22 protein-coding genes and 1 pseudogene are annotated in these 26,223 nt (G+C 29.1%); 8 read left to right on the top strand and 15 right to left on the bottom strand.

Annotated features, from left to right (window positions below; all coding sequences use genetic code 11):
- Window position 1: 1 nt before the first annotated feature.
- The 4 genes from KEC93_RS12595 to KEC93_RS12580 all read right to left on the bottom strand — a co-directional run bounded on the left by KEC93_RS12595 (window position 2) and on the right by KEC93_RS12580 (window position 3,530).
- The gene (locus KEC93_RS12595) at window positions 2-568 is read right to left on the bottom strand and encodes an RnfABCDGE type electron transport complex subunit G (protein ID WP_017211715.1); all 567 of its coding nucleotides are present in this window, start codon (window positions 566-568) and stop codon (window positions 2-4) included.
- Window positions 569-572: 4 nt separating this feature from the next.
- Window positions 573-1,610: an RnfABCDGE type electron transport complex subunit D gene (locus tag KEC93_RS12590; RefSeq protein WP_077869261.1), complete on the bottom strand. Its 1,038-nt coding sequence runs from the start codon at window positions 1,608-1,610 to the stop codon at window positions 573-575.
- Between the two features lie 16 nt (window positions 1,611-1,626).
- Window positions 1,627-2,940, bottom strand: coding sequence for an electron transport complex subunit RsxC (gene rsxC / locus KEC93_RS12585; protein WP_012058663.1), 1,314 nt, complete (start codon window positions 2,938-2,940; stop codon window positions 1,627-1,629).
- A gap of 179 nt (window positions 2,941-3,119) precedes the next feature.
- On the bottom strand, window positions 3,120-3,530 hold the full coding sequence (locus tag KEC93_RS12580) for a SoxR reducing system RseC family protein (RefSeq protein ID WP_017211716.1): 411 nt from the start codon (window positions 3,528-3,530) through the stop codon (window positions 3,120-3,122).
- A gap of 626 nt (window positions 3,531-4,156) precedes the next feature.
- Between KEC93_RS12580 and KEC93_RS12575 the strand changes: the two genes are divergently transcribed.
- Window positions 4,157-4,435, top strand: coding sequence for a GNAT family N-acetyltransferase (locus KEC93_RS12575; RefSeq protein WP_039772431.1), 279 nt, complete (start codon window positions 4,157-4,159; stop codon window positions 4,433-4,435).
- A 130-nt stretch (window positions 4,436-4,565) separates the two neighbouring features.
- On the opposite strand, the gene argF is transcribed toward KEC93_RS12575, so the two are convergent.
- Both argF and KEC93_RS12565 read right to left on the bottom strand, forming a co-directional pair.
- Window positions 4,566-5,561 carry an ornithine carbamoyltransferase gene (gene argF / locus KEC93_RS12570; RefSeq protein WP_023974615.1) on the bottom strand — a complete coding sequence of 332 codons (996 nt, stop codon included), beginning with the start codon at window positions 5,559-5,561 and terminating at the stop codon, window positions 4,566-4,568.
- A 1,084-nt stretch (window positions 5,562-6,645) separates the two neighbouring features.
- Window positions 6,646-7,668, bottom strand: a complete 1,023-nt coding sequence (locus KEC93_RS12565; RefSeq protein WP_077869260.1) for a hypothetical protein — start codon at window positions 7,666-7,668, stop codon at window positions 6,646-6,648.
- Between the two features lie 172 nt (window positions 7,669-7,840).
- Here KEC93_RS12565 and KEC93_RS12560 point away from each other — a divergent pair.
- The 3 genes and pseudogenes from KEC93_RS12560 to KEC93_RS12550 all read left to right on the top strand — a co-directional run bounded on the left by KEC93_RS12560 (window position 7,841) and on the right by KEC93_RS12550 (window position 11,684).
- A pseudogene (locus KEC93_RS12560) lies at window positions 7,841-9,209 on the top strand (ISNCY-like element ISCb1 family transposase).
- Between the two features lie 533 nt (window positions 9,210-9,742).
- Complete coding sequence (locus KEC93_RS12555) at window positions 9,743-10,903, top strand: YibE/F family protein (RefSeq protein WP_077870000.1); 1,161 nt, start codon at window positions 9,743-9,745, stop codon at window positions 10,901-10,903.
- A 4-nt stretch (window positions 10,904-10,907) separates the two neighbouring features.
- A complete protein-coding gene (locus KEC93_RS12550; RefSeq protein ID WP_039769735.1) occupies window positions 10,908-11,684 on the top strand; it encodes a YibE/F family protein in 777 nt (258 codons plus the stop codon).
- Between the two features lie 105 nt (window positions 11,685-11,789).
- Here the strand turns inward: KEC93_RS12550 and KEC93_RS12545 are convergent, their stop codons facing one another.
- A complete protein-coding gene (locus KEC93_RS12545; protein WP_023974612.1) occupies window positions 11,790-12,317 on the bottom strand; it encodes a 2'-5' RNA ligase family protein in 528 nt (175 codons plus the stop codon).
- Between the two features lie 172 nt (window positions 12,318-12,489).
- The gene (locus tag KEC93_RS12540) at window positions 12,490-13,047 is read right to left on the bottom strand and encodes an NUDIX hydrolase (protein ID WP_023974611.1); all 558 of its coding nucleotides are present in this window, start codon (window positions 13,045-13,047) and stop codon (window positions 12,490-12,492) included.
- A 350-nt stretch (window positions 13,048-13,397) separates the two neighbouring features.
- On the opposite strand from KEC93_RS12540, the gene KEC93_RS12535 reads away from it, so the two are divergent.
- A complete protein-coding gene (locus KEC93_RS12535; RefSeq protein ID WP_023974610.1) occupies window positions 13,398-13,943 on the top strand; it encodes a nucleotidyltransferase family protein in 546 nt (181 codons plus the stop codon).
- A gap of 296 nt (window positions 13,944-14,239) precedes the next feature.
- On the opposite strand, the gene KEC93_RS12530 is transcribed toward KEC93_RS12535, so the two are convergent.
- Window positions 14,240-15,127, bottom strand: coding sequence for a cytochrome b5 domain-containing protein (locus KEC93_RS12530; protein ID WP_077869999.1), 888 nt, complete (start codon window positions 15,125-15,127; stop codon window positions 14,240-14,242).
- Between the two features lie 389 nt (window positions 15,128-15,516).
- Between KEC93_RS12530 and KEC93_RS12525 the strand changes: the two genes are divergently transcribed.
- Window positions 15,517-16,545 carry a 3-deoxy-7-phosphoheptulonate synthase gene (locus tag KEC93_RS12525; RefSeq protein WP_023974608.1) on the top strand — a complete coding sequence of 343 codons (1,029 nt, stop codon included), beginning with the start codon at window positions 15,517-15,519 and terminating at the stop codon, window positions 16,543-16,545.
- A 288-nt stretch (window positions 16,546-16,833) separates the two neighbouring features.
- Here KEC93_RS12525 and KEC93_RS12520 read toward each other — a convergent pair whose 3' ends face one another.
- From KEC93_RS12520 to KEC93_RS12510, 3 genes are all read right to left on the bottom strand, one after another.
- Window positions 16,834-18,156: an IS1380 family transposase gene (locus tag KEC93_RS12520; protein ID WP_077857080.1), complete on the bottom strand. Its 1,323-nt coding sequence runs from the start codon at window positions 18,154-18,156 to the stop codon at window positions 16,834-16,836.
- Window positions 18,157-18,385: 229 nt separating this feature from the next.
- Window positions 18,386-18,673, bottom strand: a complete 288-nt coding sequence (locus KEC93_RS12515) for a DUF503 domain-containing protein (protein WP_077870034.1) — start codon at window positions 18,671-18,673, stop codon at window positions 18,386-18,388.
- A gap of 26 nt (window positions 18,674-18,699) precedes the next feature.
- The gene (locus tag KEC93_RS12510; protein ID WP_077870033.1) at window positions 18,700-19,602 is read right to left on the bottom strand and encodes an HD domain-containing protein; all 903 of its coding nucleotides are present in this window, start codon (window positions 19,600-19,602) and stop codon (window positions 18,700-18,702) included.
- A 452-nt stretch (window positions 19,603-20,054) separates the two neighbouring features.
- On the opposite strand from KEC93_RS12510, the gene KEC93_RS12505 reads away from it, so the two are divergent.
- The gene (locus KEC93_RS12505) at window positions 20,055-21,932 is read left to right on the top strand and encodes a sensor histidine kinase (RefSeq protein ID WP_023974605.1); all 1,878 of its coding nucleotides are present in this window, start codon (window positions 20,055-20,057) and stop codon (window positions 21,930-21,932) included.
- A 75-nt stretch (window positions 21,933-22,007) separates the two neighbouring features.
- Here KEC93_RS12505 and KEC93_RS12500 read toward each other — a convergent pair whose 3' ends face one another.
- Window positions 22,008-23,003, bottom strand: a complete 996-nt coding sequence (locus tag KEC93_RS12500; protein ID WP_012058648.1) for a C40 family peptidase — start codon at window positions 23,001-23,003, stop codon at window positions 22,008-22,010.
- A gap of 577 nt (window positions 23,004-23,580) precedes the next feature.
- Between KEC93_RS12500 and KEC93_RS12495 the strand changes: the two genes are divergently transcribed.
- Window positions 23,581-23,850, top strand: a complete 270-nt coding sequence (locus KEC93_RS12495; protein WP_012058647.1) for a hypothetical protein — start codon at window positions 23,581-23,583, stop codon at window positions 23,848-23,850.
- Between the two features lie 153 nt (window positions 23,851-24,003).
- Here the strand turns inward: KEC93_RS12495 and KEC93_RS12490 are convergent, their stop codons facing one another.
- A complete protein-coding gene (locus tag KEC93_RS12490; protein WP_077856550.1) occupies window positions 24,004-25,095 on the bottom strand; it encodes a ribose-phosphate pyrophosphokinase in 1,092 nt (363 codons plus the stop codon).
- A 326-nt stretch (window positions 25,096-25,421) separates the two neighbouring features.
- Window positions 25,422-26,117, bottom strand: coding sequence for an ABC transporter ATP-binding protein (locus KEC93_RS12485; RefSeq protein WP_077870001.1), 696 nt, complete (start codon window positions 26,115-26,117; stop codon window positions 25,422-25,424).
- Window positions 26,118-26,223 lie beyond the last annotated feature (106 nt).

The raw sequence follows: 26,223 nt of genomic DNA, 5'->3' as shown, positions 1-26,223 counted from the left end.
ATTATTTACCTCCTGCAAACTCTGTTACTTCATGCACAGCATTTTTGACAGCTAATGTTACAGCTCTAGATGAAATAGTTGCGCCTGTCATAGCTTGAATATCATCTTTATCAGAAGCATCTTTTGTAACTGTTAAATTTGCTTCTTTTTTTCCTTTAAATTGACTTCTAAAAGGTTCTTTTGAAGCATTATCTCCTAGACCTGGAGTTTCATTATGTGCTAGTATCTTATAATCTATTACTTCTCCTGCTGGTGTAATAGCTACAAGCATTTTAATTTCTCCACCATATCCTCTGCTTTCTCCTGGAACTACATATGCAATTACTTTACCGCCTTTTTCGGCTGTAAACCAATCAGTCTTATCTGGAACAGCCTTGAAATTATCGGCATCACTAACTAATGCTCTCATAGATTCTTGTTTTGATATTTCTCTCTTTTCAGATGCAATTGGTGCCGTAACATAATATACTAGTCCTATTATTAAACCAGATGCCAAGCAAGTTATTATTAAATTTATCGCTATCTGAAAAATAGAATACTCCTTATTAATAGCATGTTCATTGGACATTTTACTACCCCCTTGCTCCAAATTGTTTTGGCTTTACAAAACGATCTATTAGTGGTGTTACAGCATTCATAAGTAAAAGCGAATAGCAAACGCCTTCTGGATAACCACCTATTAATCTAATTAATGATGTTATTAGTCCAGCTCCCACTGCAAAAATTATTTGCCCTTTTAAAGTTATAGGTGCTGTAACCATATCTGTTGCCATAAAAAATGCACCTATAATTAATCCTCCAGCCATCATATGGAAAATAGGATCACCACTAAATAAACCTGAAGGTCCGAAAATCCAGGTTATTATTCCTACTGTTCCTATCATGCATACAGGAACTTGCCATTTTATATATCCCTTATATATAAGATACGCGCCTCCAATTATAAGAAGTATTGTCGAAGTTTCTCCTGCGCTTCCATTTCTTGTGCCAATAAACATAGCTTTATACAATTCTATATTGCCACCAAAAGTTTCAATCAATTTAGAATATCCTTGTTGTTTTAATATGTTCAATGGTGTAGCAGAGCTAACAACATCTACTGAAGTTGTCATCTTTGTCCATGTTGTCATTGCAACTGGCCAAGATACCATTAATGCTGCTCTTCCGATATGAGCTGGATTAAAAATATTATATCCAAGCCCACCCATAGAATGCTTAGCTATTACTATGGCTACAAACGAACCCGCTATTATCATATAAACAGGTAACGTTGGGGACACACACATAGCTAGCAATAAGCCAGTTAAAAATGCACTTCCGTCAAATGCTGTGATCTTCTTTTTACGGAATTTTTGAACCAAATATTCAAAAGCAACTGCTGAAGCTGCACCAACAACTAAGTTAATTAATGCAGGGATACCAAAATAATATATAGAAAAAATAGCAGCTGGTGCTAATGCTATGTTTACATTCCACATTATCTTTGAGATTGATTCATCACAACGAATATGTGGAGATGCTGATACAGTAAAACTATTTTCCTGTGTATCAGCTTCTTTTGCTTTAATTCCTTGCACTTTACTTTCTTGTACTCCAATTTCGGAACTCATTTTACCCCTTCTTCCTTTACTTTTTTTGTGCCATTGCTAAATTTTGTGATTTTGAATATTTTATATACTGAACTATGTTACGTTTTGCAGGACATGTATAAACACAACTTCCACATTCAATACAATTTAGCAAATTATATTCCTCTTTGGCCTCTTTAAATTTATGACGTTCACCTAATATGCTTAGCATACTTGGGATTAGACCCATAGGACACGCCTCAACACATCTTCCACATCTTATACAAGGGGACTCCTCACCAGAATTTATGGCATCTTTACTTAATGCTAGAATTCCAGATACACCTTTAATTACAGGAACATCTAATGAAAATTGAGCCATTCCCATCATAGGCCCTCCCATAATTAGCTTTTCTGGCGTTTTGCTAAATCCACCACAATAACTTATGGCTTCTTTAAAACTTGTTCCTATTCTTAGTAATAGATTTTTAGGTTCCTTAATTGCATCTCCTGAAACAGTAGTAACTCTTTGAATTATTGGAATGCCATTTACTACTGCATCATAAATAGCTATAACTGTACCAACATTTTGTACAACAACTCCAACATCCATAGGCAATCCACCCGATGGAACTTCTCGACTTGTAAGCACTTTTATAAGCATCTTTTCTGCACCTTGAGGATACTTTGTAGGTAGAGCTACAATGTCAACTGATGTACCCTTAAATGCTTCTTTCATAACTTTTACTGCTTCTGGTTTATTATCTTCTATTCCTATAATTCCTTTGCTAACTCCTAGTGTTTTCATAACTATCTTGACTCCAGTTACTATACGGTCAGCATATTCAATCATCATTCTATAGTCTGCTGTCAAGTATGGCTCACATTCAGCAGCATTTACGATAAATGTATCAACTTCCTTGTTTGGAGAAAGTTTAACGTGTGTAGGAAATGTAGCACCACCCATTCCAACTATTCCAGCATTTTTTATGATATCAAGAACTTCTTTCTTCTCAAGATTTTCCCAATCTCGTTCTAATGGTATTCCATCGACCCATTCGTCTAACCCATCACTTTTAATAACAACTGATAAGCATTTTACTAACGATGTATGTGGCATTTCTGCAATACTTGTAACTTTTCCTGATATTGATGAATGTATTGGACTATGCATAAATGCTTCACTAGTTGCTATGACCTGTCCTTTTTTTACTATATCCCCAACTTTAACTATAGGTGTACATGGTGCTCCAATATGTTGGCTCATAGGAATAGTTACTGTTTCAGGTAATGGTGGTAACTCAATGGCTTTATCAGAAGTATACTTTTTACTGTCTTTCGGATGAATTCCTCCGAGAAAACTTTTTAACATTAATAATCGCCTCACAAACCTCTTAAGAATAAATTATTTACAATTAAATTTACATAACTACAATAATTCGTAAGATAATATTTATAATACAAGTAAATAATATTTACAATATGAGTAATATATACTTGAATAAATAATAGTTCATCAATTTTTTATTTAAATATCGAGAAATAAATCTATCATAAAATACGAATAATTACTGGCTTGGACTTTTCATTTGCAGCACTTGCCTTATCGAAATGTTTTACAATAACAATAGATAAAGCAAATATAACTACCCCACCAATCACTTGGAACATAAATTTATTAACTCCTATATATTGACCTATAAAACCTCCTAACATCACACCAATAAATAAAGCAATTAACGGCAGAATAAATACAATAAAAGCTGCTCTCAGAACATTGTTTTCTTTTATTTCAAGAATTACTCTTTGCCCTGGCTTTGCTCCTATTTTATTATTCGCTTCTAAGATTAGGCTTTCGCTTCCCGGGCAAGCACCACAGTTTTTGCAATCACTATGTCTGCCAACTTTAATTCTCGCCGAATTTCCAACCACCTCAATTACTAGGCCTTGTTCTGTTTTCATCGTTATCAAACTCCTTAAAATTGCTTATAACTTATTACACGAATACGTTTCTATTAACTTTCATCCAGTTAAAAAATATAGCATAAATAGATCACCTCACAAATATACGTTTTCATAACATTCAATATAATACATAAAATGTAATACCTTATTAATTAATGAATTATCTGGTATTTGTTTTATTATAAACCTTTATATTTTTAATTTAAAGAATAGTTTTTAAATTAACATTTTTAAGACGTTAATTCTTTAACATTCAAATTGCTAATTAATGTTTAAATAAGTTACTATTTAAACATTAATTAGCAATTGACTATCTTTACTGTGTAAAAAATACACATTTAACTTTAATCTCTTTATTGAATTTTGGTTATATAATTGATATTTTTTTAACATAGTTTTACATTTAATAAATTTTTTACTAAATAATAAAACTCATTATTTAATTTAAAATATATATTATGAGTTTCTCTATTAATTAATTGAGTCGGCATATAGATTCCTTGATGAAATCTTTAATATTTTAAATTTTGTGGATTATTTTTATCTTTTGGATAAACTATTAAAGTATAATAGTTTTAATAAATAAATTTGAACTTTACTTGGAAATAGAAAGGAGAATCATTTTGGTTGAGATTAAGGAAGGTAATCATAAATTTTATATTGGAGATGACGAAGATAATATAAAAGCTGTAGTAACATATATGGATAGTGGAGAAAATAACATTATACTTGATCATACTTTTGTATCACCAGAACTTAGAGGAAAAAATATCGGTCAGCAACTGGTTAAAAGGGTCGTGGATTTTGCTAGACAACATAACAAAAAGATAATACCACAATGTTGGTTTGCAGAAGAGGAATTTGTTTCACATAAAGAATATGAAGATGTTTGGTTCAAATAAAATTTTACCATTTCATGAGTATACTTGCTTATTTAAAAATAGATTAAAATTAATTAGAGAGATTTACTATAGAAAACTCTCTCTAATTTAGTGAATAATTTTTGTATAATTAAGATTAATTCTGGATAATTTATGCACCAATTGTTGCTAACATTATCGCTTTTATAGAATGCATTCTATTTTCTGCTTCGTCAAATACTACAGATTGTTTTCCTTCGAATACTTCATCCGTAACTTCCAATGCAGTCATGCCAAATTTTTCTCCTACATCTTTTCCCACTTTAGTTTTTAAATCATGGTAAGCCGGTAAACAATGCATAAATATTGCGTTTTCATTTGCATTATTCATAACATCCTTGTTTACTTGATATGGGCTCAACAATTTTAGTCGACTTTCCCAAACTTCATCTGGTTCACCCATTGATACCCATACATCAGTATAGATCACATCTGCATTTTTAGTTCCTTTATTAACATCTTCTGTTAAAGTTATCGTACCTCCAGCTTCCTGAGCTATCTCCTTACATTTTTCCACTAACTCTTCTGATGGAAATAATTCTTTAGGTGCACAAGCAGTGAAATTTAAGCCCATCTTTGCACAAGCTACCATGAGAGAGTTTCCCATATTATTTCTTGCATCTCCCATATAGACAAAATTAACACCTTTTAGTCTTCCAAGTTTCTCTTCTATTGTTAGAAGGTCTGCAATCATTTGAGTTGGATGAAATTCATCAGTTAATCCATTCCATACTGGAACTCCTGCATACTTAGCCAATTCTTCAACTATTTCCTGACTAAAACCTCTATACTCTATTCCGTCATACATTCTCCCAAGAACCCTTGCTGTATCTGCTATACTTTCTTTTTTTCCCATTTGAGATCCTGCTGAATCTAGGTATGTAACCCCCATCCCTAAATCTCTTCCAGCCACTTCAAATGAACATCTTGTTCTTGTAGATGTCTTTTCAAATAATAACACTATGTTCTTACCTTTCAGCTTATCATGTAAAATCCCAGTTCTTTTTAATGTTTTTAATTCCTTAGACAAATCTAACAGATATCTAATCTCTTCTGGTTTAAAATCTAATAACTTTAAAAAACTTCTTCCCCTTAAATTTACTGCCATGCTCATTCTCCTTCTATTTATAATATTTTTATAAATAAAAAATCTATTTTATTTAGTATATATACTGTAAATAAGTTTATACATATAGATAACCCAACTAAGACCTGAACTTATGCATATAACTCGCCGAAATGAATAGCATACTTTTGTTCCAGTTTCTAGGTAATTATGATGGGTGATTCTAAGGCGATAAAGTTGCACCCAAAGTGCTAGCCTCAAAGAACAAGCTTTGAACTAGCACATTTGGAACAACTTATAGCCAAAGAATCACATCCATCAAAATTACCAATGGAACATTCCACAAAAATATATTACCCATTTCTAGTTGGGATATATTTCATAGTATAAATCTAACTTATAATTGGCTTATCTACATAGATAAGCAATTCAAGAATTTTACTTATACATTGGATTAATTCTTAAATTTATTTGATTTAGCTTGCTGTATATGTCAAGTTCTTGTTTGGGAAATCTATAATATAGATAAACAATTTAAGAATTAGACTTATCAGATAAACGTATTTACAAAGTTGCTAAAACTTTAAGCTCATATCTTCACTAGAAATCATAAATATATTTGTGTAGAAAACATTTGAAAATGAGCTGTTAAAGGTTCTTAGCTGTAGGTTGTTCCATTTTGGCTTGTCAAACTGAAAGTTGGAGCACGCTAAAGTGGATACAACCTGCTGCTTAGAACCTTCAGCGATATTTTCATAGCTTTTCGGAATCAAAATATTTATGATTTCGGTAAGTTTATCACATAAGTCTAGTTTTAAAGTTGGACATCTATATATAACTTAAATTTACGTAATAATTTTTTATTTAATCCATATATTATTTATTATATGAATAATTATACAATAAATAGCATTATTATTCAATGTTTTAATACTATTTATTTATATTCAATATTTAAATAATACTTTTTCATTTAGAATTCCAACAAACCAAGTCGTGAACGAAAAGGAGCATCGTTTATGATCAAAATATAACCATTTTGCGATACTCCCTTTTTTAATTATTATTTTTTATAACCGTATACGATATCTGTTAAATATTATAACATATTAATATTAATTCAACTTTATTTAGAAGGTGTAAGAGCTTCTATTATAGTTGTTTCTTGATCAGTTGTTACTGTTCCTGCTGTTACTAATCCATCTAATTTAGTCTTTATCATCTCTTTATATTTTTCAATTCCTTTAGATTTATCTTTTTCTCCTAATTGCTTTTCTTGTGGTTTTAACACATTCTCTATTGCTGTTTCTTTATCTGAGGTCAATGTTCCAGCTGTTACCAAATTATCTAAAACTGTTTTGAAATTCCCTTTTGCATCTTTAAATGCTGTTTCTATTGCTGTCTGATCATCTGCTGTTATTGTTCCAGCTGTCACTAAATCTGATAGTTTAGTCTTAAAGAAATCTTTATGTCCTCCATTTTTAGCTTCTGGCTTTAATGCATTCTCTATTACTGTTTCTTTGTCTAAAGTTAATGTCCCATTTGTTACTAGATTATCTAAAACTGTTTTAAAGTTTCCTTTAGTATTTTCAAGTGCTGTTTCTATTGCTGTCTGTTCATCTGCTGTTATTGTTCCAGCTGTCACTAAATCTGATAGTTTAGTCTTAAAGAAATCTTTATGTCCTCCATTTTTAGCTTCTGGCTTTAATGCATTTTCTATTGCTGTTTCTTTGTCTGAAGTTAATGTCCCATTTGTTACTAGATTATCTAAAACTGTTTTAAAGTTTCCTTTAGTATTTTCAAGTGCTGTTTCTATTGCTGTCTGTTCATCTGCTGTTATTGTTCCGGCTGTCACTAAATCTGATAATTTAGTTTTAAAGAAATCCTTATGTTCTCCATTTTTAAATCCGCCTTGTGGCATTAATGCTTCTTTTATAGCAGTTTCTTGATCTGAAGTTATCGATCCTGCTGCTACTAAAGAATCTAATTTTGTTTGGAAACCATTCTCTCTACCTTGATGTTGAACTGCTGACTTATTGTTTGAAACATTTAATGAATCTGCCGCAAATACTCCTGTACTTGCAGATATCACCATACTCGCTAAAATAACTCCTGTCATAACTTTACTCTTAATACTTTTATTTTTCATTTAAATTACATCCTTTCAAATATGTTATTCTATTAGGCGTTTGCGAAACGCCGCAACCCGCAGAAATGCGGGATATTTTTTTAGCAAAATAAAATAACTCCTCACTGATTTATGGTAAAATTGAATTGCCTAAAAACAAAACTACCATATACCTCAGAAAGGAGTCATATATATGATAACATATAAACAGCTTTCTTTGGCAGATGTTTATTCTGATTGCAAAGAAAAATTTGAAAATGATAAATTCCAATTTCTTTCTTTACTCGAAAACACTATCGACCTTGATGAGTTAGTTCCTGCATCTTTCATTAACCATTTTTACGCTTCCACAGGAAGGCCGCGAAAATATCAGCTTTATGCTATGATCAGTGCTTTAATTTTACAACGCATTTTTTCTATTCCTACAGATTCTCTTTTAATTATTTTCCTTAAATATTCTCAAGAACTAAGAGACTTCTGCGGCTTTTTAAGAGTTCCTGATTCATCTAAGTTTACTCGTTTCAAGCAGGACTTTCTTTTGGACTTACAATCCATGTTCGATAATCTTGTTGATATTACTGAACCGATATGCCAACAGATTGATACGGCTCTTGCTTCCATGACTATTTTTGATACTTCAGGCCTTGAAGCATTTGTCACTGAAAATAATCCTAAATATGCTAATCGCATTATAAAACAGCTTAAAAATTTTAAGAAAGCATGCAATTTAGATGACTCTTATGATCCTTATAAAGCTGCCTATGGCTCTATGCCATCACACGCTTCAGCCAACCCTGCCATCCAACAAATGTATATTAATGGGCATTTTTGCTATGCTTTTAAATTCGGAATCATTACTAATGGCCTCGGTATCGTAAGAGATATTTCGTTCTATAATAAAGATTTTCTCAATGCTCATCCTGATATTATTGTTGAGAAAAAATCTGATTCACCTGATGAAGATAAATCTCTTGCAGATTCTAAGGCTCTTATCCCTGTTCTCAAAGATTTTTTTAACAAGCATCCATTAATAAGTCCAAAAACCTTTTTAGGAGATGCTGCTTTTGACAGTATTCAAATTTATCGTGATCTTCTTCTCGAATTAAAATTTGATAAAGCATATATTCCTTTAAAAACTAGGCTTACACTAGAAAATGCTGATTGCCCTTTAAACGAAGACGGCATTCCATGCTGTCCGAATGATCCTTCTATTCCAATGAAACGTGAAGGTAGTAAAAGTCATCTTCGTTCTAGAATTCCAACAATGAAGTTTGTATGCCCTAAAATGAAATGGTTATATAACAAAGAAACCAAAAAGAGCAAACGTGTAACTCAATGTGAAAATCCATGTACAAATTCCTTATGTGGACGAATGTTTTATATTTATCCTGAAAAGAATCTGCGCGCATATCCTGGAATAACACGAGGAACCCAAGAATGGAGTAATACTTATAAAATCAGAGTAGCTGTTGAAAAAAATATAAATCACTTCAAATATAGTTACTGCGTCGCGGAGCGTAAGACTCAAAATGAGCAAACACTTCATGCTGATTTACTTCTAGCCGGAATAACTCAACTAATAACAGTTATCGTGGCAGATAAAATTCATAAACATAAATATATCCGAAGCTTAAAGCCATTAATTGCATAAAATTTATTTATAAAAATTGGAATTCACCTTCGCTTTATTTCGTGCGCCCTTTTTTAAGAAGTCAACTATTATATTTGTATAGCAGGAACCATTAAATCCATTAATAATGTTTTTGCAACTTCAAATCAATCATTATTCATTTTTATCAATGAGTTTCGCAATTATCTAATGTTATTCTATAGTCCAATTATTTTTGTATTAACTTATGTTTTCTTAAATTATATAAGATAATTTTTACAGTTTTGTCACAGAATTTAGTCAAAAATGTTACAAGAATAAAAAAATTCCATAATTACTTATCTTATTATGTAAAATCAAATAATTAGTAACTTTATATTTTTTGATCATAATATGATTGATTACACAACTTTATAAGAGTATAATTTTTTAGAATGTAAATTTACAATTTGTTATAATTATGTATTTTAAGGGAGCTACAGGTGTATGACTAAGAATTTATTAAATAAGTACTTATTTAAATTAGATGCAAATATAGGTAAACAACCTAATAAAAAGACTGTTTTAATTATATTAATTTTAATTGTTGTATCTTTAGCTAGTTTGTTTTTTATTTCTACTAATGAAAATTTATATGGAAATCCAATAGCTAAAATAACATCAATAACCGAAAATGAATCCAAAGAAGAAAATTCTACTGGAAAAATAGAACCTATGAAAAATCAAAAAATTGAAGCTATTATTATGAATGGTACGTTTAAAGGAAATTCCATTGAACTTAATAATACAACATCATTTTCTCAAGTTAACGACTTAGATTTAAAAGTAAATGATGAAATTTTTATATCTCTGCAAAGTAACGATAATAATGAAATAACTTCTGCAAAAATTCTAGATCTAAAGAGGGACAAAAATGTTATTTATATGATAAACATTTTTATAGCTCTGATATTGCTCGTTGGAGGAATAAAAGGTTTTAAATCCTTAGTAAGTGTTGTTGTTAATATTTTAATTGTATTTTCAATAATTGGTCTATTTTCCAAAGGTTATGACTTAGCTATACTTTCTATAATAGGAAGTATACTTTTTATAATTGCTTCTTTATTTATAGTATCAGGAAAAAATAAAAAAACAGCTTCAGCCATAATTGGAACTTTAGCAGGTACTTTAACCTCCATGCTAATAGCTGGTATTGTGATTAAGTTAAATAATTGGAGTGGAATTCACTTTGAAGAAATGGAGTTTCTAACTCATCCTCCAGAAAAGATATTTTTCATTGAACTTATTATAGGTACACTAGGTGGAATAATGGATATTGCAATTTCTATATCTTCTGCCATAGATGAGCTTTATGATAAAAATCCTAATATTGATAGTAAGTCCATAATTAAATCTGCTCGAGAAATTGGACAAGATATTATGGGAACAATGTCAAATACATTAGTTTTTGCTTATCTAAGTGGTAGTATGCCAATAATATTACTTCTGCTTAGAAACGGGTTACCTATAACTTATATTATAAATATAAATCTTTCTCTAGAATTTATGAGAGCGCTTATTGGAAGCATCGGAATAGTTTTAAGTATTCCAATAACAATTTTTACATCTATTGCTATTCTAAAAAAACATAAGATTGGAGAAGCTTAAGATCATGAATATAATACTAATATTATTAATTATTTTATTTATTCTTATGACAATTGTTGGAGGCACAAGAGGAATTAAATCATTTTTTACTTTAATCTTAAATTTCTTTACTTTTTTCTTTATGCTTATTCTAATTGGTGCAAAAATTGATCCTATTAAAGTTACTTTTATTTGTGCAATTTTCATTAGTTTTTTTAGTTTATTTTTTATTAATGGATTTAATAAAAAAACATTTTCTTCTTTATTATCTGTTATAATAGTTATTTTCTTAGTTATGTTTATAACATATAATATGAGTATGAATGCTCAAATACAAGGTTTTAGCAATGAGCAGGCAGAAACTGTTGCATTCCTATCTCTATATGTTCAATTGAACTTTTCAAAAATTGTAATATGTGAAATTCTAATTGGATTATTGGGTGCAATTATAGATGTATCTATATCAATATCATCATCAATGAATGAAATTTATAAGAATGATCCTATGTCAAGTAAGTATAGCTTATTTAAATCTGGAATGAATATTGGTAAAGATATCTTAGGAACCATGACTAATACTCTTCTCTTTGCATACATAAGCGGATTTATGACATTAATAATATATTTTAATGAACTCAATTACCCTATCTCTACTATTATAAACGAAAAAGTTTTTTGTTCTGAAGTATTTCAAGTTTTAAGCTGTGGCATAGGTATTATTCTTATCATCCCTATTACTGCATTAATATCTTCAAGACTTTTAGTTTTAAACATGCGCTCAAAGAAAAATATGACCGTATAAATATTGTTTTAAAAAATAAAAAACTATTTTGTTGTCTATCTATCCTTTTAAATATTTAAACAACAAAATAGTTTTTTATTTCTATATCCCTCAATTTAGGTTAAATTAACTTAATCTAAATTCCTTATATAATTTCCAAGTTCCTTCTTCCCATTTATAAATAGTTATATTATCGAAGCTACACTTAAACTCACAATTATATCCATGAATGTAATCCCAAACTTTATCATAAATAGATTTTAAATTCTTTGATGCCAAGGTCACATGAAAAGTTTTATTTTTTTCATCTTTTCTATCAAATGTAACATAAGGTATCTCACTCATTTTATCTATTAGTCTATCATGAACTTCTTTTGCCTCCTTAGACATATTTACCTTCATAAAAATTACCCTATCATCAAAATGATCATATCTATCAATTGTAAATGGCTCTGCTTTTTCCACTTTGATAAATTCATCGAGAACATTATTTAAATCTGTAATTACATCATCATATTCAAAAGGTGCCTTAATTGTAAAATGTGCAGGAAGTTTAGATGATTTTGCTTTAAATTTTCTAAAAAGCTCTTTTCTTAAATTATTATTAAAATCTCCTGCTTCACCGTGTACTACAGAAACTATTACATATCTCATATCTATTTCTCCTTACATAATCAAACTTACTGTAATTAAGTTTATAGTTTATAATCAGATTCCCATTCATAATTCTATTTTTTCATTACAATAAAATATTATGTAAATATCTATCGGTATTATATCTTATCAATTTTATGCGCTGAGGGCATTTCCATCCATATCTCAATAACTATAAATTCTTTATCTTAGAAACTATTTTATCATATACTTTCTTCATGTGTAGTTCATTAGAAAATATATTTATTTCATCAATAGGTATCCATTTAACAGCACTGTTTTCATCTGGCTTAACAATAAGTTCCTCAGTTTCATCAGCTTCAATAATATATGCTAGAGAAGCATGTAAATGTGGAGAAACAAATTTTCCTTTTTTTATATGCCCAAAAACAGGTAAAATGTCTATTGAAGCTATTTCATTATTAACGGGTATTAGTTTTTTTACCCCAGTCTCCTCTCCTGCTTCTTTAATTGCAACAAACAACAAATCTTTTTCTCCATCAGCGTGGCCACCAGTCCATGCCCATGAATTATATATATTGTGATAAACCATTAAAACCTTGCTTCTAGATTTATTAATCACAAATGCCGAACTTGTCATATGTATAATTTCATTATCTCTAGTTAAAATATCATCAAATATTCTAGAATACTTTAATATAATTTCCCTATCCTTCATTTCCTGCTCGTTACAAGGATTGTATTCCTTTACTGCATCAATCCACTCCATAATTTATCTCACTCTCACTAATTTTATATATTCTATAAACTACTATACCATATATTTAAAGTCTTTCAAGTTAATGCTTAGCAGGCCTCTAAATTGGACATTATTTCATATTTGACATACTATTGACACAATAATGATATATATTATATTTGAGATAGTAATTTAATTATTATTATTTCTCCCCATAATTAATAATTATATAAATGCTAACAAAGGTGTAAATAATGACTTATTCCCCTAAATAGGTCATTATTTATATTTTGCGCTCTAATGAATAAAATTTTTTTAAATATTAATAATATTATTAACATCAATAATCTATATTAATATAAATTCAAGAGGTGAAAAAAATGCTTAAAGCTTTGAGTTATATAGGAAATAAGTTTAATGATTTAAATATCGTTTGGGGCGCTGGGGGATCAGTCTTACTAAGTCACTTTGGTCTTTTAAATAACCTAAATGATATATCTATTTTCGTTAATGTAAACGATATTAGAAAAATTGATGAAATGTTTAAAGATATGAGCAATGAAATAGCAAACAAAGAAAGTAAATTATATTCACCAAAATATTTTCATAAATCTATTATAGAAGGCTCTGAGGTTAATATTATAGCTGGATTAAAGATTAATCACAGCAATGGTACATTCAAATATATTTTTCATTCTGATTCAATCTCAGAATTAACGGACATTAATAAAATTGATATCCCATTAATGTCCTTAGAAGATTGGTATGTACTTTATCAATTAAATCCTAACACAAAAGAAAAAGCAGCGCTAATAGAAAAATATCTATTAACAAATGACATAAAAAATCCTAATTTACTAGAAAGATCTTTAAGAGGTGATTTACCTTTAGAATTAATAAACAAAATCGAAAGAATGTTAGTATGATTCAGACCTCTAATTTTAACATTCCGTGTATATTAGTATGATAACTTCTATTTCTAATCTTTCATAATTTAGAACATTATCATAAGTTAAACATATTCCTATTTTATATCTTAATGTAATGTAACTTAATTCCAAACTATTAATATTTAATCAATGCTTCTTTTCATTTTGTATTTAATAAATAATCTTATTGATAAGTAAAATCTATATTGTAAATTAATATATTAGGCAAACTTATCTTTCTGCTCAAAAAGGATATGAATAATATCACATCCTTTATGCTTTTAATATCTAATCTAATCAAAAAAAAGTCTATTTCTTACTATTGATTCGTCTCTAGTGGTGCCTCCGATTCCCATGCCACCACCTGTTGTTCCTCCAGCGCCCATGCCGCCGCTTGTTGTTCCTCCGGTTCCCATGCCACCACTTGTTGTTCCTCCAGTTCCCATGCCACCGCCTGTTGACCCTCCAGTTCCTGTGCCACCGCCTGTTGTTCCTCCGGTTCCCATGCCACCGCCTGTTGTTCCTCCGGTTCCCATGCCACCGCCTGTTGTTCCTCCGGTTCCCATGCCACCACTTGTTGTTCCTCCGGTACTTGGTCCTCCTAATAAAGTGGTTGCTCCTGTATTCTGCCACTGTTGAACTTGTGTAATTGCTTCCTGAGGAGTTTTACCTAAGCCAACAAGCACTCCTAGTAAAATAGCTTTTTGATATGAGCGTCGTGCACCAACACCTTGTAATCCAGCTCCCTGACTAGTATCATTCAAAGAATAACTCACTATTGGCTCAATATATCTAATCCAATCATCTGGTCTAAAATTCGATGTATTTTGCTTAACTTGCCTCTTCATATTTTCATTGATATCAAAATTCATGTCACGCATGTTATTATCATCTACTAATATACCAACTTTAGGTGCATTATTAAGAATTTGCATCATTCCATGACAAGAATTAAATTGGTCTGTTAAATCCTGACCTGCATTAAGACCATGGTGTGTCCCTCCGCTCCAATTTGATTCATTGCTTACATCATAAACGACACCTTCTATAGCTACATACGCAGGTTTTCCTCCTCTTCCATCATATTGTGATAAATCATCTAATGTAAGTTCTTTAGGTTGCCTAAAAGAATTGCTTCCTGTAAGTTCATTAATAGTTTTTAAATCAAAATAAATAGACATAAATACCTCTCAAATATTTTTACCTATAAAATATATGCAGTTTCCTTGAAATAAATTCCTAAAAAGCACTTAAATTGTAAATAATAAAAATGTTCCATTTATCTTTTCTGTCTCTGTTCGTAAATCGAACAAAGACAGAATCTACTTTGATTACTATTTTGTAAATTTTCTTAACATATTTATAAAAAACTTAAAATATTTTTGATAAATTCTAAACGTTACTAGATTTTTCAGCAATTATATAGTAATATAGATATACTAAATTTGAATTTTTTTCAAATGATGTATACTTCTTTTAAAATAATATAACGTTATATCATTTATAGTATACAACATATTTCTTTCATTCATTTTTAGATATATATAATTTTATACAAGGGGGCTTTACAATGAGTTTTGTAAATGTAAGAAAAATACCATCTCCAGAGGAAATAAAAGAAATTACTCCTCTAGCTGACAATCTAAAAAGGATTAAAGCAGAAAGAGATGAAGAAATCAAGAAAATATTTTCAGGCAATAGTGATAAGTTTGTAGTTATAATAGGACCTTGCTCGGCAGATGATGAAAATTCTGTTTGCGATTATGTTAACAGACTTGCAAAAGTAAATGAAAAAGTTAAAGATAAGCTTTTTATTGTTCCTAGAATTTATACAAATAAGCCTAGAACTACTGGTGAAGGATATAAAGGAATGTTTCATCAACCAGATCCTGAAAAATCACCTAATATTCTTGAAGGATTGATTTCAATCAGAAAGATGTTTATTCGTGCTATAGAAGAATCTGGGTTAACTCCAGCAGATGAAATGCTTTATCCTTCGAATTATATGTACTGCGATGATTTACTTACTTACGTGGCTATTGGAGCAAGAAGTGTTGAAAATCAACAGCATAGACTTACAGCCAGTGGAATTGATGTCCCTGTTGGTATGAAAAATCCAACAAGCGGAGACTTATCAGTAATGTTTAACTCAATTCAAGCAGCTCATGCAAAACATAACTTTTTATATAGGCATAATGAAGTAAATACTACTGGTAATCCTTATGCTCATGCAATTATGCGTGGTTCAGTTAATAAGCATGGTAATAATATTCCTAATTATCACTACGAAGATTTAATGAGAGTTTCTGAACTATATGGAGAATGCAACTTTCCATATCCATCAGTAATTGTCGATGCAAATCATGCTAACTCTATGAAGAAATTTGCTGAACAACCCCGCATAGTTAAAGAAATACTCTACAGCAGAGGATATAACAATGATTTAAAAAAATTAGTTAAAGGTGTTATGATTGAAAGTTACATAGAAGAAGGATCTCAAAAAATTGATGAACACATTTATGGCAAATCAATTACTGATCCTTGCTTAGGTTGGGCTGCTACTGAGCAATTGCTTTACTATATTGCAGAACAAGTTTAATAAAATATATTAATTAAATAATCAAGTCAGTATGAAAATTTTATCATACTGACTTGGTATTTTTTGGAACTAATTACACGATTTATTAAAAAGTATCGGATTTAAATTTGTATTTTTATATATAGACCTGAATTATTCATAGATATAGTTAATAACATAAGAAAGTTAGTTTTTCATGCTATTAGCTATTTCTTTTCTTAATTTTTAATTATTTTTCTAAATATACGTACAGCTTCGCTACGGACTTTAGGTTTTAACCATATCTTACATATTAAATTGTAATCTGAATCAATTTAATAACGGCAGTGAATTGATATTTTTTAAAATATGCCAAAACTCATTTTGATAAGCACATGAACTACAGAGTTTGAATTTTAAGTATCTACTACTCTTTACAAGTTTACCAGCTACTTTAATTATTTTCATTCGTATTGTTTCTATTCTTAGAGATTTCATTGAATTTGTAAAACATAATCTTCTAATCCAATTGTTTAAATTGTATGCTAAAACCATCTCTTGAAGCTTATTAGCATTTGCGATAAAAGATGAACTACTCATTTTATCGAAAGCGAAGCCGTTTTTGCCTTCTTTAATAAAATTCTCCATTGTTCCTCTATTACAATAAAATTTTATTACAGCTTCTGGATGGCTGGTCATGTTAGTCACAACAAAAGTATAATCTATACACATTTGACCTTCTTTCTTTTCTAATTTCACAACAACTCTACGTTCTTTAGTCCATTTCTTTGCTTTATATACAAATTCACCATATATAGTATAATGGTCATAGATATTTCTTTTGCATAATATCTCCATTCTTGTAGTAAATTCTTCAGAATACTTATACAATGTTGCATTTGCTTTTAATCTTATTGCATATTTAGCATCATGTTCTTCTGCAATTTCATAAAGTCCAGGTATAGCAAAACCGCTATCGCCACGAATGTATAGGTCTGTACAAATATATTTATTTGAATACCTTTTTAATAATGGACCAATAAAAGCCACTGTTTTTCTTGATGTATAAACATTTCCAGAACGCAACTCTGCCTTTAATAAATCACCTGTTAGTCCATCAAAAACTAATAGTGGATGATATCCATTTGCTGAATAATGTGAATTGTATGCTGAACCATATTGATTACCATAAGTTTCAAAATTAGTAGAATCAATATCCAAAATTATTTGATTTGGCATATCAATTGAGTATACTTTATCCAAAACCAACTCATTTATTTTATTAAATTGTCTTAAGTTTTCTTTATCGAGATTGTTATTAAAACGTGAAATTGTAGGCTGTGAAGCTAGTGCATTTTTATCTAAAATTGTAGTAAGCGCTGGATCATATCTTAATTCATCTGAATTATCGTCGGTTGTATAGCCAGCTATTCTTTGATAAACTTTTTGTAGTAATATCTCTTCGTTTGTATGTTCTCTATGATTAATTCCATCATTAACATAAAAAACATCTTTTACAGTTCTTGAAAAACCTATTCTTTCATCAAATTCACTATATAAAATAAGACCAGAATCTGATGTTAAATTTCCACCATCAAAATTAATTTTTACATTTCTCTTGAAATTCAAAGATTTTTCTAATAAACTACCCATATAGACTCTCCTTTGTTAATTGTTTTTTTTCGCAAATTAACCATAACAAATTTGAGTCTATTTTTCTATATTTTTTCACTTAATAAGTGAAGTTTTGAATTTGTTAAGAACAGCTTAACGAGCCATGCAAAGCATGTTTCATATAATTTTATGAATAATTCAGGATAGAATTTAAAATTATTGCTCTATGACACATCCCTCAAACACTTATATTTATGTATCTCTATCTTTACACTCTAATATCTTCTCTTTGTATATCTATTATTTCTGCATCTGTATTATTTTCTATAAAGGTTATAAGGTTCTCCATAGTAGAATCAGATTGAGCTGAATTAGAACATATTCCTACAATACCTATAACTATTGTTTTATGAACATCTTGTTCATAAACCTCAGATACAGATATGTTAAACTTATTTTTTAATTTTTGTGTTACGCTTTTTACAATCATTCTTTTCTCTTTTAATGAGTGAACCCACGATGCTCTTAATGTGACTTTCATAAATAAAATATTCATATAATAATCGCGTCCCTTTTCTTAAACTATAAATATAATTTAGTTTCAATTCTTCTGTCATATTCTGACCAGTTTCCTGGCTCTATTCTATCTTTTATTTGAGAAATTTTATTCATTGTTGCATCTATTGAATCTGCATAATTTATTATAAAAGATTCTTCCATTCTCATTTCTCTAGGTGAACCATATTCAAGTTTTCCATGATGTTGAACTACACAGCCTTTTATTCTCATGATAAAATCTTCACTATAATATGAAGAATTTTTCATGATTGCCTTATCTATCATTTCAACACCAATAACGATATGCCCTTCCATTTCACCTCTAAGAGTATATTTAAACGGTCCATCATAAGATAACTCATAAATCTTCCCTATGTCATGCAGTTTTGCAGCAAGTATGGCAATTTCTGTTCTTCTGCAACCATATCTTTCGCAAAGCATTAAAGTTAAATGCATAACATTTAATGTATGTTCTGCAAGTCCTCCTATGTAATTATGATGCATCGATACTCCGCCTATACCTCTTTTAAATTTGTCTAGAAACTCTTCGTCTTTAAAGAAATAATCGTTCAAGGCTTTAGCCTCTTTTGAAATTATATACGTACTTGTATAAAGCTCTATTTCCTGCATAATATCATCAACAGGCCTATTTACTGTTGGAAGATAATCTGAAATGCTATAGCTTGTAATAATTTCATATTTTTTCGCATCTAGAATTCCATCTTTAATTCCCTCAACTTCTAAAACTATTCCGTCTGTAATATCATCTTTCTTGTTGGGTAAATTTGCCTTCGTTTCTCCACTTTTATCAGCCAATATGCAGACTATTTTTGCAGGATCTCTAAATAATATTTTCATGACCATTAGTGATATTTTTACGCTTTCACCGCTTTTCACATTGCTTAAAAAATTCTCTTTTGTATTCATTGTTTCCTCCAATTTTATCAGCTTATTTTATATATTGCTTCTAAGTTAAACATAGTATATGCAAAACAGTAACTTTATAATATTAAAAATTATATTTGTATCATCTTTCATTGTTTTATCTCTTCATTTTAAATTCACCTTGCTCTTAATACAAGATACTATCTACATTTTATAATATCAAATAAACTGTAAAAATGGGTAATTTTATAGAATTTTAGAAAAAAAAGGGGTATAATATTAATGCATTTGTTTAATCAACTTTTTATGTTAAAACAAATTTCTGATAAATTATAAATTTATATATACTTAGCCAAGCCTATATACATAGCTAATTATTTAAACATATGGAATAGTCACTTTTACTTACAAAATCGCTATTGAATAATATATGATCTATTAGTAAAAATCAGCTATGAGGTAAATTAATCTCTTAGCTAAAATGGGAGGATAACATGAAAACTAATTTGGGTATAGTAATTTGTGAAAATTTTATTGAAGAGATTGAATTTGCAGTAAAGACTTATAATATAAAAAATGTTATGATTATACCATTTACATCCACATGTTCAAAAGCAACAAACACAAAAAATCACTGTTTAATAGAGGCTATTAATTTATGTGAAAAAATGTGTAATAAAATTTTTGTTATTATTGAAAATAATTGTTGCAGCTCTAACTTAGAAGATTTTATTAATAACAAAGAAAAATGCACACTATATAAAATGGAACACTGTCTTAACTTATTTATTAATAAAGATGTAGTTAATAATCTTTTAGATACAAATTCATATGTTATAACATCAGGCTGGCTTAAAAACATGGATAAAGATAATACCTCATTTATTTTAGATAAAAAACCCAATAAGCTTCTCCTATTAGATACAGGAATTTATGAGGACAGCACAAAAGAAATTCAAATACTAGCTAACAACTTAAATTTACCTTACGATTCTTTTTTTGTCGGTTTAGATTTTTTTCATATGTTTATTGAAAAGATTATGCTTGATTGGAAGCTCGAATTAAAAAACAAGAAAAAAATTAGTAATATAAAAATTCTCAGAGAAGAGAAATATAAAAAACTAAAAGACACTTATAAGTTAATTGAAAAGAAAAAGGGGCAACTCTTATACATATTAGACAGTATTTATGAGGGAGTTTTTATTTTAGACACAAATTATAAAATACTTTTTGTGAATAAAGGCGTGGAAAAACTACTAAACATTAACAATTTTAAAAGTATTCTAGGTAGAGACTTATTTGAAATTGGCATTGTTCATAAGGATTATCGCGATATTATACTTAATAGATTTGAAAAAGTGCTTAAGCATAATATATCAGTACCTATAATCGAAGAAAAAATGATTCAATTCGATGGAAATATTATTCCAGTAAATATATACTCTGGAGCTATTGAATATGAAGGTAACCCATGTATATTAAGTGTTATCCGAGATATTTCGGAACATAAAAAATCTGAAAATCTTAGATTAAAAATACAAGAGCAAAGTCGGTTATTAGATAAAGCTGCAGAATATGATAAACTTAAAACAGAATTTTTTGCAAATTTATCTCATGAATTTAGAACCCCACTAAACGTAATGCTTAGCACACTGCAACTTCTAAATTTAATTGGAGCAAACAAAACTAATACAGATAGTAAAGACAAAATAAGCAAATACTATAATATTATGAAACAAAACTGCTATAGGTTATTAAGGCTAGTAAATAATTTAATAGATATTACTAAAATTGATGCTGAATACTTTAAACTCAGCTTAAAAAATGAAAATATCATATCCACTATAGAAGATATAACTTTATCTGTAACTGATTATGCTAAAAACAAAGGTTTAGACATTATTTTTGATACAAACATTGAAGAAAAGCTAATGGCTTGCGATGCGGATAAAATCGAAAGAATAATGCTTAATCTTCTTTCAAATGCCATAAAATTTACTTCTTCTGGAGGAAGCATATTTGTAAATATACTAGATAAAGATTCAAGCATTATAGTCTCTGTAAGAGATACTGGTGTTGGAATCCCTAAAGATAAACAATTATCCATTTTCAAGAGATTTGTTCAAGTAGATAAATCACTTTCGCGAAAAAGAGAAGGAAGTGGCATAGGACTTTCTCTCGTAAAATCCCTTGTTGAACTTCACAATGGTACAATTAAAATCAATAGTGAATATGGCAAAGGCAGTGAGTTTATAATAGAGCTTCCCGTTAAAGTTTTGCCAGAAAGCGAAAATGTTACTTCAGATGAGGATTTAGCAAAAGAAAGTAATATTCAAAGAATAAAAATAGAGTTTTCTGATATATATGATTAAATATTTTTAATATCAGTACATAAGGCCGCTATTAATATTTTAAGTACCTTATGTGCTGTAATTTTTAATATGACTCTAATCTAATACTCTTCCAACATATTTCATATTGGACCTACTTAATCTGCTTATTTTAACAACATCTCCAGTTCGAGGCGCTTGAATATACATATCATCCCCTATATACATCCCTACGTGTGTAGATTCTGATGGTTTATTAAATACCAAATCTCCTGGTTTAATTTCAGATATGCTAATTGTTTTCGCAAAACGCTGCTGGTCCTGTGATATTCTAGGTATATATATCCCTTGCGACTTAAATACATATTGAATCAAACCCGAGCAATCAAAGCCTGATGGTGACTCTCCTCCCCATAAATAAGGAACTTTCAAATATTTTTCAGCTTCTTCTATTAGAGACCTTTTCTGACCAGTAATATCAGATGATAATGTAACCGGAACAGTTATGCCTGTATTCCTGCTCAATAATATATTATTATCTTTAATATATTTTAATAGTTTATCTTTTTGATCCTCTAATTCTACAACTTGATTTCTAATATCGTTTTCATTTTTTTGCAAATCAGCTTTTCCTTTTTCTATCTCTTCATTTACTTCTATTATCCTTTTTTCGGACTCTTTTGCTTGTAAAATCATATTTTTATCATTTTCACATATTTTATATATTAATGATGCCTTATTCATTGCTTCTAAAACATTTCCCGAAGAAATTAAAGCATCTAAGTATTGAAGCGTTGTTGATTCAACACCTCCATTTAACTGTATACCTTTTAATCTATCGGCTAATTTCTTATCTTTCTCTTCTACATCTTCCTTAGCTATCTTTAATTGTTCTTCATTATCCTTTATTTGCTTTTCCTTTTGAGAAACTTCTTCTTTAATCTTATTTAGCTTGTCTATATTATTATCAATTTTGCTATCACATTCTTGAATGTTTTGTATAGCTTGTTCGAGTGATAGTTCAGGTTCTGCAAAAGCTGGCAATTCATTACTCATCATTGTCATAAAAAATAGTAAAGCTACTATTAACGCAAATTTACACCTAATTTTCATCTTATCCTCCCCTGGCATCTACTAAATATGAATCTCGACATTCTAAAAACAAAATCTTAATATATGAATATTCTTAACTAACAATAACAACATAATTTATCTGATGTCTAGTCACATTTGTCACTCACTTTTTAAGCGGGTGGAAACTGTGGGTAGACCCAGATAAGTTAAACTACGATTTAGCCGGGTATTCCCCACCTGAATCAAGTTTCACTTGATATTATATAGTTTTATAAAAAGTTATTTTACTTAATTCTCTTTCACATTATATATATTAACTAATCATAACTTTTATTACTGTATTGTTACTAAAATATATTAAATTTTCAATCCATTTCAGAAGAAATTTGTATTAAATTTATTAATTATTAACATTTACCAAACCTTTATTACTATAAAGATAATATTAAATTTATTTTCATAAATATCTTCAGAAAATTGCCTACAATTTTACCAAATGGGAATTTATATGAGGATGCAGTTTTTATATAAATGATTTATATTATTAGTATAGAAGTAATAAAAAATTAAATATCATTAAAAAATACAAATTATTTTTTAAACTGGAGGGATTATTATGAACGGTAAAGCTATTAATAAATCTAATTTTAAATTGGTAACCTATACAACTAACAAAAATATTTCCCTTAATAAAGTTTCAAAAGGTATATCTAAAATTCTAAATTATGCATTTAAACTATGTAAGTCTGTTTTAAATTCACTTTTCAGTAATTCAGAATATATTTACAATAAAAATTCAGCACATTCTAAAGGTAGTGAATATAATTATGATATAACAGATGCTACTGAGCTTAGATTAATAGCATCAAGAAGAACATTTTTATAATTAACATTATTGTAGTATGTACACTGCTTTATTATATAAATTTACTTTCACTACTATAACTATTAAAAAGAGCTACTTAAGTACTTAAATGAAATTGTTATTTCATTTAAAAACCTAAGTAGCTCTTTTCTTATAAATATAGATATAAAGTAATTACTTATTTAATAAGCTATGTATTATTCTTGTCGCATCCATGTATTTAGCAATTGATCTTCCGTGATTTAATCTATTTATAATTCTAGCACAAAGCTGTGACAAATCAACGCCTATAAACCATGGTTCATTTTGTAAACTTTCAGGTATATATGTTAAGTTAGTTGAATATATTCTAGATATTAATCCATCTTCATATGCCTTTGCAAACTTTTCAAGACCTTCAGTAAAGAAAGCAAAAGTAGCTGCTACATATACATTTCTAGCATTTCTTTTCTTTAATTCCTTTGCAATATCAAGAACAGATTCACCAGATGCTATCATGTCATCAACAATTAAAACATCTTTTCCTGAAACTTCTCGTCCTACATATTCATGTTGAACAATCGGATTTTTTCCATTAACAATTGTAGAATGATCTCTTCTCTTATAGAATAACCCAACATCTACTCCTAAAACACTTGAATAGTAAATAGCTCTATCCATAGCACCAGTATCAGGACTTATTACAAGTAGACTTTCCTTATCTAATCCTAATGACTTTTCATTTGACACAATAGCTTTTACAATATCATAAGTTGGATATATATTTTCGAAAGACAATAAAGGAATTGCATTTTGAATGTTAGGATCGTGAACATCAAAAGTTATAATTTCATCAACACCTAATCTTTCAAGTTCCTGAAGTGCTAAGGCACAATCTAGAGATTCCCTTCCTTTACGTCTATGTTGTCTCGATTCATATAAAAGAGGCATAATTACAGTTATTCTCGCTGCTTTACCTCTTATTGCTGCAACAGTTCTTTTTATATCTTGAAAATGTTCATCTGGACCTTTATGGTTTTCAATCCCGAACATTTTGTATGTGCAGCTATAATTTCCGACATCACATAAAATGTAGATATCCTTTGCTCTAACAGTTTCAGAAATCTTAATTTTTCCTTCGCCATTAGAAAATCTAATTTCTTCAACTGGTATTAAGAATGATTCAGTACAATTTCTGTTGTCTTGGATATACTTGTTAATAGCATCGCCTAATTCTTTGCAACTTTCTAATGCTATAATTCCAAGTTCATGATTTAATTCACTCATTTGCGTTCCCCTTTTTTAATTATTTTGTAAATTGGCTTATTATTATAAAAAAACTCAAACAATTAAAGTATACCTCAAAATTGGATATATATAAATATATTATTACAATTTTCAAGAAAATTTTATGATAATCTTAAAGTTAACCTTTTCAATTCCTTATAAAATTCCATTTTAATATAATCATTGAGATAAATTTTCAAATTCGTATATTACTTTAGCGATGTTATTGGTATTTGTAAACAACATTTCATAAATGTGCTATACTATTACAATAATACGGAATTATTTAATATGGAATATCAATAAATAATTTGAGTTTATATTTTTTAACAAAGATGCTTTTCCCCAATAATTTTTCCATCTTTTATAGTTAATATCCTTTGGGTTTCACTTGCTAAATTATTATCATGCGTAATTAGCACTATAGTCTTTCCTTGCTTTTCATGTATTTTATGAAATAAATTCATGACTATTCTTCCTGTTTCTGAATCAAGCGCTCCTGTTGGTTCATCAGCAAGTATAATATCTGGATCATTTGCTAATGCACGAGCAATAGCAACTCTTTGCTTCTGCCCTCCTGACAGCTCACTAGGCAGGTGAGTTAACCTATCTTCCATTCCAACTAACTCCAATAGTTCTTTTGCTCTATTAATTCTTGTTCTTCTATCCATTCCATAATATAGCATTGGCAGCTCTACATTTTGGATAGAATTTGTTCTAGCTATTAAATTAGAAGTCTGAAATACAAATCCAATTTTCTTATTCCTGATCTCTGCTAATTTATTATCACTTACTTTACTAACATCTATTTCATCAAGAACATACTGACCTGATGTTTGTCTATCAAGTACTCCTATAATATTCATTAATGTACTCTTTCCAGATCCAGATGAGCCAACAATGGCTATAAATTCACCTTTTTGTACATTAATATCAATATCCTTAAGTATATCTAATTGATTTTCTTTCCCTATAAAAAAACTTTTAGTAATTTTATTCATTTCGATAATATTATTACTCAATCAGCTACCTCCAATATTTCATGAAAAATTGAAATAGGACAAATTTATCTATTAACATTATTACTCTATGTTTTCAATCTCATATTATTGTCCCTTATCATATTTT

The sequence above is a fragment of the Clostridium beijerinckii genome (genome assembly GCF_018223745.1).
Classification (GTDB): domain Bacteria; phylum Bacillota; class Clostridia; order Clostridiales; family Clostridiaceae; genus Clostridium; species Clostridium beijerinckii.
Note: the sequence above shows the minus strand (reverse complement) of the source record. Positions and strands in the feature narration are given on the sequence as shown.

Coding starts and splice junctions, on each gene's coding strand:
- KEC93_RS12595 (WP_017211715.1), bottom strand. CDS start 568: ATGTCCAATGAACATGCTATTAATAAGGAGTATTCTATTTTTCAGATA.
- KEC93_RS12590 (WP_077869261.1), bottom strand. CDS start 1,610: ATGAGTTCCGAAATTGGAGTACAAGAAAGTAAAGTGCAAGGAATTAAA.
- rsxC (WP_012058663.1), bottom strand. CDS start 2,940: ATGTTAAAAAGTTTTCTCGGAGGAATTCATCCGAAAGACAGTAAAAAG.
- KEC93_RS12580 (WP_017211716.1), bottom strand. CDS start 3,530: ATGAAAACAGAACAAGGCCTAGTAATTGAGGTGGTTGGAAATTCGGCG.
- argF (WP_023974615.1), bottom strand. CDS start 5,561: ATGGCAGTAAATTTAAGGGGAAGAAGTTTTTTAAAGTTATTAGATTTT.
- KEC93_RS12565 (WP_077869260.1), bottom strand. CDS start 7,668: ATGAAAAATAAAAGTATTAAGAGTAAAGTTATGACAGGAGTTATTTTA.
- KEC93_RS12555 (WP_077870000.1), top strand. CDS start 9,743: ATGACTAAGAATTTATTAAATAAGTACTTATTTAAATTAGATGCAAAT.
- KEC93_RS12550 (WP_039769735.1), top strand. CDS start 10,908: ATGAATATAATACTAATATTATTAATTATTTTATTTATTCTTATGACA.
- KEC93_RS12545 (WP_023974612.1), bottom strand. CDS start 12,317: ATGAGATATGTAATAGTTTCTGTAGTACACGGTGAAGCAGGAGATTTT.
- KEC93_RS12540 (WP_023974611.1), bottom strand. CDS start 13,047: ATGGAGTGGATTGATGCAGTAAAGGAATACAATCCTTGTAACGAGCAG.
- KEC93_RS12535 (WP_023974610.1), top strand. CDS start 13,398: ATGCTTAAAGCTTTGAGTTATATAGGAAATAAGTTTAATGATTTAAAT.
- KEC93_RS12530 (WP_077869999.1), bottom strand. CDS start 15,127: ATGTCTATTTATTTTGATTTAAAAACTATTAATGAACTTACAGGAAGC.
- KEC93_RS12525 (WP_023974608.1), top strand. CDS start 15,517: ATGAGTTTTGTAAATGTAAGAAAAATACCATCTCCAGAGGAAATAAAA.
- KEC93_RS12520 (WP_077857080.1), bottom strand. CDS start 18,156: ATGGGTAGTTTATTAGAAAAATCTTTGAATTTCAAGAGAAATGTAAAA.
- KEC93_RS12515 (WP_077870034.1), bottom strand. CDS start 18,673: ATGAATATTTTATTTATGAAAGTCACATTAAGAGCATCGTGGGTTCAC.
- KEC93_RS12510 (WP_077870033.1), bottom strand. CDS start 19,602: ATGAATACAAAAGAGAATTTTTTAAGCAATGTGAAAAGCGGTGAAAGC.
- KEC93_RS12505 (WP_023974605.1), top strand. CDS start 20,055: ATGAAAACTAATTTGGGTATAGTAATTTGTGAAAATTTTATTGAAGAG.
- KEC93_RS12500 (WP_012058648.1), bottom strand. CDS start 23,003: ATGAAAATTAGGTGTAAATTTGCGTTAATAGTAGCTTTACTATTTTTT.
- KEC93_RS12495 (WP_012058647.1), top strand. CDS start 23,581: ATGAACGGTAAAGCTATTAATAAATCTAATTTTAAATTGGTAACCTAT.
- KEC93_RS12490 (WP_077856550.1), bottom strand. CDS start 25,095: ATGAGTGAATTAAATCATGAACTTGGAATTATAGCATTAGAAAGTTGC.